General features: G+C 73.5%; 9 protein-coding genes and 1 pseudogene. 4 read left to right on the plus strand and 6 right to left on the minus strand.

The annotated features are described in order from the left end of the window. Positions 1-81: 81 nt before the first annotated feature. A complete protein-coding gene (locus tag QSK39_RS33770; RefSeq protein WP_285481914.1) occupies positions 82-1035 on the plus strand; it encodes an alpha/beta hydrolase in 954 nt (317 codons plus the stop codon). Here QSK39_RS33770 and QSK39_RS33775 read toward each other — a convergent pair. Beyond that, complete coding sequence (locus tag QSK39_RS33775) at positions 1032-2831, minus strand: serine/threonine-protein kinase (RefSeq protein WP_285481915.1); 1800 nt, start codon at positions 2829-2831, stop codon at positions 1032-1034. The two genes, QSK39_RS33770 and QSK39_RS33775, sit on opposite strands and share 4 nt — an antisense overlap. Beyond that, a complete protein-coding gene (locus tag QSK39_RS33780) occupies positions 2828-4690 on the minus strand; it encodes a serine/threonine-protein kinase (RefSeq protein ID WP_285481916.1) in 1863 nt (620 codons plus the stop codon). Before QSK39_RS33780 ends, QSK39_RS33775 begins: the two co-directional genes overlap by 4 nt. Positions 4691-4784: 94 nt before the next feature. On the opposite strand from QSK39_RS33780, the gene QSK39_RS33785 reads away from it, so the two are divergent. Continuing rightward, positions 4785-5609, plus strand: a complete 825-nt coding sequence (locus QSK39_RS33785; protein WP_285481917.1) for an NAD(P)-dependent oxidoreductase — start codon at positions 4785-4787, stop codon at positions 5607-5609. Here QSK39_RS33785 and QSK39_RS33790 read toward each other — a convergent pair. Then, positions 5593-6630: an NADPH:quinone reductase gene (locus QSK39_RS33790; protein WP_285481918.1), complete on the minus strand. Its 1038-nt coding sequence runs from the start codon at positions 6628-6630 to the stop codon at positions 5593-5595. The genes QSK39_RS33785 and QSK39_RS33790 overlap by 17 nt on opposite strands. Positions 6631-6981: 351 nt before the next feature. Between QSK39_RS33790 and QSK39_RS33795 the strand changes: the two genes are divergently transcribed. Together QSK39_RS33795 and QSK39_RS33800 are read left to right on the plus strand one after the other, a co-directional pair. Next, complete coding sequence (locus tag QSK39_RS33795) at positions 6982-7140, plus strand: hypothetical protein (protein ID WP_284750343.1); 159 nt, start codon at positions 6982-6984, stop codon at positions 7138-7140. A 79-nt stretch (positions 7141-7219) separates the two neighbouring features. Beyond that, a complete protein-coding gene (locus tag QSK39_RS33800) occupies positions 7220-7354 on the plus strand; it encodes a hypothetical protein (protein ID WP_285481919.1) in 135 nt (44 codons plus the stop codon). A 9-nt stretch (positions 7355-7363) separates the two neighbouring features. Here the strand turns inward: QSK39_RS33800 and glgC are convergent, their stop codons facing one another. The 3 genes and pseudogenes from glgC to QSK39_RS33815 form a co-directional block, all read right to left on the minus strand. Then, positions 7364-8581 (minus strand): glucose-1-phosphate adenylyltransferase, encoded by a 1218-nt coding sequence (gene glgC, locus QSK39_RS33805; RefSeq protein WP_285481920.1) that lies wholly within the window; start codon positions 8579-8581, stop codon positions 7364-7366. After that, entirely contained in the window at positions 8578-9732 is a 1155-nt protein-coding gene (gene glgA / locus QSK39_RS33810; protein ID WP_285481921.1) for a glycogen synthase, read from the minus strand. The genes glgC and glgA overlap by 4 nt, the downstream gene beginning before the upstream one ends. Before the next feature lie 80 nt (positions 9733-9812). Continuing rightward, positions 9813-10300 (minus strand): annotated as a pseudogene (locus QSK39_RS33815) (glycosyltransferase); the annotation flags it as partial.

Genomic DNA, 10300 nt, shown 5'->3' on the forward strand with positions numbered 1-10300 from the left:
GCCGGATGGCGACCTCCGGCGCGGCAACGCCCGCCGCGTGGCGGTGGCCCGGAGCGCCTCCCGCGGCCCAAGATCGGGGTCATGACCTACGCGATCGATCCCGAGCTGGTGCCCTGGCTGGACATGCTCCCGGCCGTGACCCTCTCCGACTACGACTCCCTGGTCGCCGCGCGCTCCTCGATGGGGCAGCTGGGCGAGGTCCTGCCGGCCTACGAGCCGGCGAACCCGATCGACGTCCGCGACACGACCGTGCCCGGGCCGTCGGACGCACCCGAGGTCCCGGTGCGCGTCTACTCGCCGGCGAACCGCACCGGCGCGGTGCCCGGCCTGCTCTACATCCACGGCGGCGGGTTCGTCCTCGGCGACCTCGACATGTTCCACGCGTCGCTGCTCCGCCTGGTCGACGAGCTCGGCATCGTGATCGTGTCGGTGGACTACCGGCTGGCGCCCGAGCACCCGTTCCCGGCGCCGGTCGAAGACTGCTACGCGGCCCTGCAGTGGGTCGAGGCCAAGGCGGCGGAGCTGGGCATCGACCCGGCCCGGCTCGCGGTCGGCGGCGAAAGCGCGGGCGGCGGCCTCTCGGCGGCGGTGGCGCTGCTGGCCCGCGACCGCGGCGGCCCGGCGCTGTGCTTCCAGTACCTCGGGATCCCGGAGCTGGACGACCGCCTGGAGACGCTGTCGATGCGCGCCTACACCGACACGCCGGTGTGGAACCAGCCGAACGCGGTGTACAGCTGGACCAGCTACCTCGGCGCGGAGCCCGGCGGCGCAGACGTCTCGCCGTACGCCGCACCGGCCCGGGCCGCGGACCTGGCCGGGTTGCCGCCCGCGTTCGTCACGACGTGCCAGTTCGACCCGTTGCGGGACGAGGGAATCCAGTACGCGCAACGCCTCGCGCACGCGGGCGTGGCGACCGAGCTGCGGCACTACCCGGGCACGTTCCACGGGTCGAGCATGGTGGAGACGGCGGAGATCTCCCGCCGGATGTTCGCCGACGAGGTCGACGCCCTGCGCCGCGGGTTGCGGCTGGGCTAGCGGGGAAGCGCCGTCACCAGGGCTTTCCCGAACGCGACGGCCGCTTCGCAGGCGCCGCCGCCCGTCTTCGACGCGAAGATCCGGACGTGCTCGGACTCCTTCTCGTCGAGCGGGCGGTGGTTCCACGACAGCACGCAGCTGCCCTCGAGTTCGCGGCGGGTGCCGGTCACCCCGCCGAGGTCGACCGGGGAGCCCTCGTCCGGCACGCCGGTCGGCATCTTCTCGAAGGTCAGCCGCAGGGACGTCGTCGCGGTCCACTCGCACTCGCGGACGCGGTTCAGCTTGGTCTCGCGGACCGGCCCGAGCGCCTGCACGACCGCGGCCTTGGCGAGCACGGCGCACGGGTCGAGCGCGACGAGCGTCCCGGGCGCCAGCGCGTAGCCGTTGCCGCCGCCGTGGAGCCGGTCCAGGAGCTTGCCCAGGGTGGCCTTCGCCAGGGCGCACGTCTCGGCGAGCGCGGTCACGCCGAGCTCCGGCTGTGCGGGGATCTGGACGCTCGCGTCGCAGGTGCTGCCGCTGATCTCGGTGAACAGCACCTGCCTGCCGTTCAGGTCTTCGGTGGGGCGCCCGCCTTCGACGTAGATCTGGTCGCCGAGCTCGACCGAGATCTTCCCGCCCGAGCGGGACTGGTACGTGCAGCGGTCGAGCTGAGCGGTGTCCGGGTCGGCCCGGAGCTTGCCCGCGTCCGGGACGGTGATGTCGTCGAGCACCCGGCACGGATCGGCGCGGCGCAAGGTGTCGAGGCTCGTCGGGTCGAGGTTCGCGCCGGGTGACGCGGGGTCCGCGCCCACTTTGAACGCGGCCACGGCGATCAGGCTGCCCGCGGCCAGCGCGCAGGCGGCGGCGAGCGCGGTGACGACCGGCAGCCAGCGACGGCGTTTCGGCGGTGCCGGTGGCGGGGGTGGAACCGGCCAGGACAGCGCGGTGCGGACGGCGGCGTCCTGGGCCGCGATGAGGTCGTGCACCGCGGGCGGCCAGGGCCGGGTGCCGGGCGGGACCGGGCCGAGGAAGTCGAGGATCCGCTGCGGTGTCGGCCGCCGGGCCGGGTCCTTGGCCAGGCACGGCTCGACGAGCGCGCGGATTTCGGGCGGCACCGCCGTCAGGTCGGGGGTGGCGTGGACGACGTCGTAGAGCAGCTGCGCGGTCGTCGAGCCGGGGAACGGGGGATGCCCGGTCGCCGCCATCACCAGCAGGCCGCCGAGGGAGAAGACGTCGCTCGCCGGGGTCAGCGGGCGGCTTTCGGCCTGTTCCGGCGACATGAACGCGGGGGAGCCGACGATGCCGCCGGTGCCGGTGAGATCCGGGCCGCCTTCGGTGGCGCGCGCGATGCCGAAGTCGATCACCCGCGGGCCGTCGCCGGTCAGCAACACGTTGCCGGGCTTGAGGTCGCGGTGGATCAGGCCGACGCGGTGGATCTCGATCAACGCGGTCGCGAGCCCGACGGCGAGCTGGCGCACCGCGTCGACCGGCAGCGGCCCGGTGGCTTCGACGGCCTCCTTGAGCGACGGCCCGGTGACGAACACCGAAGCCAGCCACGGGGTTTCGGCGTCGGGGTCGGCGTCCATCACCGCGGCGGTGAACGCTCCCGAAACCCGTTGCGAAGCCTGGACTTCCTGCCGGAACCGGGTCCGGAAGCGGTCGTTGTGCGCGAGCTCGGGGTGGACCTGCTTGAGCGCGACGAGCCTGCCGTCCGGCGCGACGCCGAGCAGGACGCGGCCCATCCCGCCCTCGCCGAGCGCGGCGACCAGGCGGTACTTCCCGGCGTGCCGGGCGTCGCCGGCTTCGAGGGGCTTCACGGTTTTGGCAATCCGGGCCGGATCGCCTTGGCGAAGTCCTGCGCCTGGCGGCAGATCTCGGCGTCGGGCAGCGTGCTGGCGGAGGTGCGGTAGCCGACGACGACGTTCTCCGAGAAGTCTTCTTCGAGCGGGCGGTGCTGCCAGGTCAGGCTGCAGAACCCGGACGCGGGGTTGGACCGTTTGGTGGTGAAGTACGCGGTGACCCCGCCGAGGTCGACGGTCCCGGCCGAGTCGTAGTACGAGTCCTTCGACTGCACGGGCCGGGTGCCGCGTTCGAGCGACACGACGACCTCGCCGCCGACCTGCCAATGGCATTCGTGCAGCCCGGCGGGCACCACCTTGGTGACCGGGCCGACGATCCGCTGCGCGGTGGCGGTGTCGACCAGGCCGCACGGATCGACCGGGGCGAGTCCTCCCGGCGCGGCGGGCGAGCCCGCGCGGAGGCGGTTGACGGCTTCGGTGAGCGCGGCCTTCGCCGAGTCGCACGGCTGGGCGAACGGCTTGGCCGCCTGGCTGGCTTCGACGCCGATCGTCGCGTCCGGCCGGTCGACGATCGGCACGGACGCGGTGCAGCCGCCCGTCTTGTCGTCGATGGTGAGCGGGAGGCCGTCGAGCTCCCCGGCGGCCGTGCCCTTGGCGGTCACCGGGCCGCCGACGGTCAGTCCCAGCCACTGGCCCTGCGGCGTCTCGTAGACGCACTCGAAGAAGTGCACGTCGATCTTGGGGGTGAGCTTCCCGGTGCCGGGCACCGACGGCAGCACCTGGCACAGGTCGGCGGCGCGCAGCTTGTCCGGGCCGAGCGGGTCCGGGTTCGGCGCGGACGTGGTGGTGACCGGAGGCGGGACGGTCGTCGCCGGGGCGGCGGTCGCGCCGTCGTCGCCCCGGGTGAGGGTGATCGCGGTGATCGCAGCGGCCACGACGACGGCGGCCGCGGTGGCGGCGAGCGCGATCCGGCGGCCTCGTCGCGCGGGCTTCTTGGTCAGGACGGCCGTCACTTCGGCCTGCCGCCTCGCGATCAGCGCGTGCACGGCAGGCGGCCACGGACGCTGGACCGGCGGCAGCGGACCGAGCAGCTCCAGGACCTGAGCGGGTGTCGGCCGTCGTGCCGGGTCCTTGGCGAGGCACGGCTCGGCGACGGCCTGGACCTCGGGCGGCAGGAAGCGCAGGTCCGGGTGCGTGTGGACGACGTTGTAGAGCGACTGCGGGCCCGAGGTCCCGGCGAAGGGGCTGTGCCCGGTGGCGGCCAGCACCAGCAGGGCGCCCAGGGAGAAGACGTCGCTCGCCGGGGTCAGCGGCCGCCCTTCGGCCTGCTCCGGCGACATGAAGGCGGGCGAGCCGAGGATGACGCCGGTGTGGGTGAGGTCGGTGCCGCCCTCGGCGGCGCGGGCGATGCCGAAGTCGATGACACGCGGCCCGTCGTCGGCGAGCAGGACGTTGGCGGGCTTGAGGTCCCGGTGCACGAGCCCGGCCCGGTGGATGCCGGTCAGGGCCGACGCCAGCCCGGCGGCGAGGTGCCGGACCGCGGCCGGCGGCAGCGGCCCGGTCGTGTCGACGGCTTCCTGCAGCGAGGGCCCGGCGACGAACACGGAGGCGAGCCACGGCGTTTCGGCGTGGGGATCGGCGTCCATCACGGCGGCGGTGTAGGCGCCGGAGACGAGCCGCGAGACCTCGACCTCCCGCCGGAACCGTTCGCGGAAGCCGGGATCGTGCGCGAACCCCCGGTGCACCCGCTTGACGGCGGCCAGCCGACCGTCGGGGGCGACCCCGAGCAGCACGCGGCCCATCGCGCCTTCGCCGACGGCGGCGAGCAGCCGGTACCGCCCGACCTGCGCCGGCTCACCCCGCCCCAACGGCTCCACACCCACCTCCGCGGGTGATCGTAGAGCGTGCCGCACGGGCGATGGCCCGGAATGCCCTGATCCGCCGACCGGTGCCCACGGGTAGGAAGGAGGCATGAACACTTCCGTCGGGGTGCTGCACCCCGGTGCCATGGGCGCCGCCGTCGGGGCGGTCCTCACCTCGCGCGGCACGCCCGTCTCCTGGCTTCCGGCCGGACGCGGCCCCGCGACGCGACGCCGTGCCGAAGACGCCCGGCTGACCGAGGCCCAGGACCTCGCCGGGTGCGACGTCATCCTCAGCGTCTGCCCGCCCGCCGCCGCGCTGGACGTCGCCCGCAGCGTCGCCGGGTTCACCGGGGTCTACGTCGACGCCAACGCCATCAGTCCCGGGCACGCCACCGAAGTCGCGCGGATCCTGGCCGGGGCGACCGTCGTCGACGGGGGGATCGTCGGCCCGCCACCGCGGCAGGCCGGGACCACCCGGCTCTACCTGTCCGGGCCCGCGGCCGCGGTCACGCTGGTGGAAGGCCTGTTCGCCGGCAGCGACCTCCGGCCGGTCGCGCTGGACGGGCCCATCGGGAAAGCGTCGGCGCTCAAGCTCGCCTTCGCCTCCTACAACAAGCTCACCTTCGCCCTGGCCGCGCAGTCCCATGCCCTCGCGGAGCGCCACGGCGTCGGCGGCGAGCTGCGTGAGCTCGCCGCCGACGTCCTGCCGCACACCCCGCTGGGCGCGCCCGGCGGGATCGCCTCCGCCGGGCAGCGGGCCTGGCGGTGGGAAGGCGAAATGGCCGAGATCGCCGGAGCGTGCGCCGACGCCGGGCTCTCGCCCGCGTTCGTGACCGCCGCGCAGGAGCTGTTCGGCCGGTGGCGCGAGCACCGCGACGACGACGGCGTCACGGTGCTCGACCTCCTTCAGGCGCTGGTCACCCGGCCGGGGTGACGTCGATCAGGACCTTCCCGGTCGCGCCCTCCTCGGACGCGATGTGGGCCTTCGCGGTCTCCTCGAGCGGGAACCGGTGGACGGGCACGCCGCGGTCCTCGCCGAGCCGCAGCGCGCCGTCGGCCAGCGCCGCGCTGACGTCTTCGGCGCCGGCGCGGAGCTTGTCCGCCCCCACCGTGTAGAGCACCAGGAACTGGTACCGCGTGTTCAGCCACAGGTTCGCGCCGAAGTCGAGGGTGAGCTTCCCGGTGCCGCGGTCGTCGCCGTAGACCGCGACCGTGCCGCGCGGGCGCAGGACCTCGGTGTGCAGCGGGGCGTTGACGCCGGCCGCGACCTCGACGACCAGGTCGACGCCGTCCGGGGCGACCTCGCGGATCCGGGCGGCCAGCTCCGGGTCGGGGTAGCGCAGCACGTGCTGGGCACCGGCCGCGCGGGCGAGCGCGGCCTTCTCGTCGCTGCTGACGGTCGCGATCACCGTGGCCCCGGCCCAGCGGCCGAGCTGGATCGTGGCGTTGCCGACCGCGCCGGCGCCGCCGCTGACCAGCACCGTCTTGCCCTCGAGCGCGCCGGGGGCGAGCCGCGCGGGCCCGTCTTCGGCGACGGTCAGCGCCCGGTGCGCGGTCAGCCCCGGGACGCCGAACCCGGCGCCTTCGTCGAAGCCGGCGCCATCGGGCAGGGAGACGACCTTCTCCGCGGGGAGCACGGTGTACTCCTGCGCGGTGCCGGCCACCGGGCCGTGGGTGCCCGCGAGGATCAGCCACACGCGGTCGCCGGGCGCGAGCCCGGTGACGTCCGGGCCGACCGCGTCGACGACGCCGGCCCCGTCCTGGTTGGGGACGGTGTCGGGCGTTTCGGTCCCGGCGGCCACGCCGCGGCCGAGCCGGGCCTTCCAGTCGGTCGGGTTGACCGCGGACACGACGATCCGGACGCGGACCTCGCCGGGCCCGGGTTCCGCGACGGCCCGCTCCGACAGCGACAGCACCTCGGGTCCGCCGTGGCGGCGGTAGACGACTGCTTTCATGCCGGGTGCAATCCCGCGGCACCCCCGGGTTATTCCCGCCGCCCGGAAATGAAACCGCGGTGCTTTTCCCCGCCGGAGAGCGGAAAAAGAGCGCCACGCGGGTGATCCCCCGGCCGGGCGATTTTCCGTGCTGCCCGAGCGAAATCGGCCGCCGTCGCAGAAACTGGGCGCGTGGGAGAGGAAAAGCGCAGTCCGGGGGACGAGCGGCCGAAGCGTGACGACGGGGAACCGACGCCGATCTTCGACGCGGTGTTCAGCGCCACGCGCGCGCGGGCCACTACGAAGAATCCGCCGGGGGAGCCGGAGAAATCGGGACGCTGAATCGCTTTCGGCGGCGGGGGAGGAACCGGCGTGCGCGAGGGGCGGGCGTGGCGCGGCTTGGCCGTGACGTACGCGGCGGTCTCGGCGGTCCAGGCCTACCTCGCGGCGGCGATGGGCGTGGTCTGGGCGGCGGCCCTGGCGGCGCTGTTCCTGGCGGCGGCGATCGCGTGCGGGTTCGCCGCCCGCTGACCTGAGGCAGTTTGCTGGACGTTCGCAGTGAACATGTAGCATGTTGCCTGCACGTGCATCTGCAGACGAGGAGTGGACCGTGGCGAGCGTGGTGAACAGCATGATCGCCGCCGAGCACGCGGCGGGTGCCACGATCTCGGAGCTCGCCGAGCGCTGGGGCATCGACCCGCGCCAGGTGGTCGAGCGCCTGGCGCTGGTCGATTCCCACTCCTGAGAGCCGCCTTCAGATCGCGCGTTCGCCCTTGCCGAGCACGACGATCCCGCCTTCGCTGACGTGGTAGTGCCCGCGGTCGCGGGCCAGGTCGACCCCGATGTGCGCACCCGGCGGCACCACGACGTTCTTGTCGAGGATCGCCCGCCGCACCACCGCGCCGCGGCCCACCCGGGCCCCGTCCAGCAGCACCGAGCCCTGCACGACCGCGCCCTGCTCCACCAGCACGTCCGGGGAGAGCACCGAGTCCACGACCTGCGCACCCGAGATGATGCAGCCGTTGCTGACGATCGACTGGTTGGCCGAGCCGCCCTCGACGAACTTCGCCGCCGCGCGCTGGCCCGGGTGGGCCAGGATCGGCCACTTCCGGTTGTAGAGGTTGAAGATCGGGTGCGTCGAGATCAGGTCGGTGTGCGCCTCGTAGTAGCTGTCGATCGTCCCGACGTCGCGCCAGTAGCCGTGGTCGCGCTCGGTCTCGCCGGGCACGACGTTGCCGTTGAAGTTGTACACCGCCGCTTCGCCCGACTTGACCAGCGCCGGGATGATGTCGCGGCCCATGTCGTGGTGCGACGCCGCGTTCTCGGCGTCCGCGTGCAGCGCTTCCAGCATCACCTTCGTCGTGAAGATGTAATTGCCCATCGACACGTACGACTCCTCGGGGGAGTCCGGCAGGCCCGGCGGGTCGGCGGGCTTCTCCATGAACGCGTCGATCATCAGGCCGTCGGTGGTCCGGATGACGCCGAACGAGCTCGCCTCCGCCCGCGGGACGCGGATCCCGGCCACGGTGACCCCGGCGCCCGAGGCGATGTGGGCGTCCAGCATCTGCCGGGGGTCCATCCGGTAGATGTTGTCCGCGCCGAACACCGCGATGTACTCGGGATCCTCGTCGTAGACCAGGTTGAGGCTCTGGTGGATGGCGTCGGCGCTGCCCTGGTACCAGCGCGGGCCCAGCCGCTGCTGCGCCGGCACCGGCGTGACGTACTCGCCGGTCAGCGCCGAGAGGCGCCACGTCGTCGAGATGTGCCGGTCGAGCGAGTGCGACTTGTACTGCGTCAGCACGCACAACCGCCGGAACCCGCCGTGCACCAGGTTCGACAGCACGAAGTCGACCAGCCGGTGCACGCCCCCGAAGGGCACGGCGGGTTTCGCGCGGTCCGCGGTGAGCGGCATCAGCCGTTTGCCCTCGCCGCCCGCGAGCACGATGCCCAGCACGTCGGCTCCAGTGTTCACGACGACCTCCCGCACGCTTCGTAGAGGGCGACCGTCCGCTCGGCGATCGCCTTCCAGCCGAACTCGCCGACCGCACGTTCGCGGCCGGCGCTACCCATCGCGGCGGCCCGGTCCGGGGACCCGACCACCTCGTTCAGCGCAGCGGCCAGGCCCGCTTCGAACCCGGGCGCGTCTTGGTCGTCGTAGTGCACGAGCAGCCCGGTCCGGCCGTCGTCGACCACCTCCGGGATACCCCCGACGTCACTGGCCACCACCGGCGTGCCGCACGCCATCGCCTCCAGGTTCACGATGCCGAGCGGCTCGTAGACCGACGGGCAGGCGAACACCGTGGCGTGGGTCAGCAGCTGCACGACCTCGGGGCGCGGCAGCATCTCCGGGATCCAGCGGACGCCGGTGCGCGTCTTCTCCAGCTCGGCGACCAGCCCGCGGAACTCGGCGTCGAGCTCGGGGGTGTCCGCGCCACCCGCGCACAGCACCAGCTGGGTGCCGGGGTCGAGCGACGCGGCCGCGCGGACCAGGTGCGGGACGCCCTTCTGGCGGGTGATCCGGCCGACGAACAGCACGTAGGGCCGGCCGGGGTCGATGCCGTGCTTCGCCAGCGCGCCGGTGCCGGGGTCCGGGCGGTACAGGGTGGTGTCGATGCCGTTGTGGATCACGTGCACCCGCTCGGGCGGCACCGCCGGGTACGCGGCCAGGACGTCGCGGCGCATGCCGCCGCTGACCGCGACGATCGCGTCCGCGCCTTCGTAGGCCTCGCGCTCGATCCACGACGAGACGCGGTAGCCGCCGCCGAGCTGCTCGGCCTTCCACGGCCGCAGCGGTTCCAGCGAGTGCGCCGTGACGACGTGCGGGATGCCGTGCGTCATCTTGGCCAGGTGCCCGGCCAGGTTGGCGTACCAGGTGTGGCTGTGCGCGAGGTCGTGGCCCTCCAGGGCGTTCGCCATCGACACGGCGATGTCCATGGTCGTGAACGCCGGCTGGCGGTAACCGTGCGGATCGGTGTGCCCGGTCGCGTCGGGGCGGTCCGCGCCCCAGCAGTGCACGTCGAGATCGACCAGCGGCCGCAACTCCCGGGCGAGGAACTCCACGTGAACCCCGGCTCCGCCGTAGACCTCCGGCGGGTACTCCCGGGTGAGCAGGCCGACCTTCATGACCGAACCCTATGGCCTTTCCGGCCTCCGGCGCAGTCTGGCGTCCAGGCGAATTCCCCGGTCGCTCGGATGAGCGGGGATCAGAGGTCGTAGAGCCGCGTCCAGTTCTCGCGCGAGGTCAGCTCCGGCAGGGCGCGGTGGTACCGCTCCTGCACCGATGCGCCCTCCTTGCGCAGCCGCTGGATCACCCGGATGCCGCGTTTGGCCAGGTCCAGCGTCTTGGCCCGGTCGTAGGACCGGACGCGGACGCCTTCCTGGTTCGCGTCGGTGACCACGACGGTGGTGAACAGCGAGGTGTGCCACCAGTGGGCTTCGTCCGCGGGGACGGCGCCGAGACCGAACCGGTGGCGGCCCCTGGTCTGGTCGAGCAGCCGCTTGATCAGGACGACGACGGTCCGGCTGGGCGGCGGCGCGCTGTTGATGATGCCGATGTCGTTGGAGGCGATGCCCGGGACGTCGGTGGCCTTGTGGCGCTTGGTCTCCGGGTACTGGTCGCGGATCCGGCGGATCTCCTTCATCGCCTCCACACCACCGTCACGCAGCACCTCCGGCCCTTCGAGGAAGTCCT

The organism is Amycolatopsis sp. NBRC 101858 (genome assembly GCF_030269325.1).
Lineage (GTDB): Bacteria > Actinomycetota > Actinomycetes > Mycobacteriales > Pseudonocardiaceae > Amycolatopsis > Amycolatopsis ponsaeliensis.

Coding starts and splice junctions, on each gene's coding strand:
- QSK39_RS33770 (WP_285481914.1), top strand. CDS start 82: ATGACCTACGCGATCGATCCCGAGCTGGTGCCCTGGCTGGACATGCTC.
- QSK39_RS33785 (WP_285481917.1), top strand. CDS start 4,785: ATGAACACTTCCGTCGGGGTGCTGCACCCCGGTGCCATGGGCGCCGCC.
- QSK39_RS33790 (WP_285481918.1), bottom strand. CDS start 6,630: ATGAAAGCAGTCGTCTACCGCCGCCACGGCGGACCCGAGGTGCTGTCG.
- glgA (WP_285481921.1), bottom strand. CDS start 9,732: ATGAAGGTCGGCCTGCTCACCCGGGAGTACCCGCCGGAGGTCTACGGC.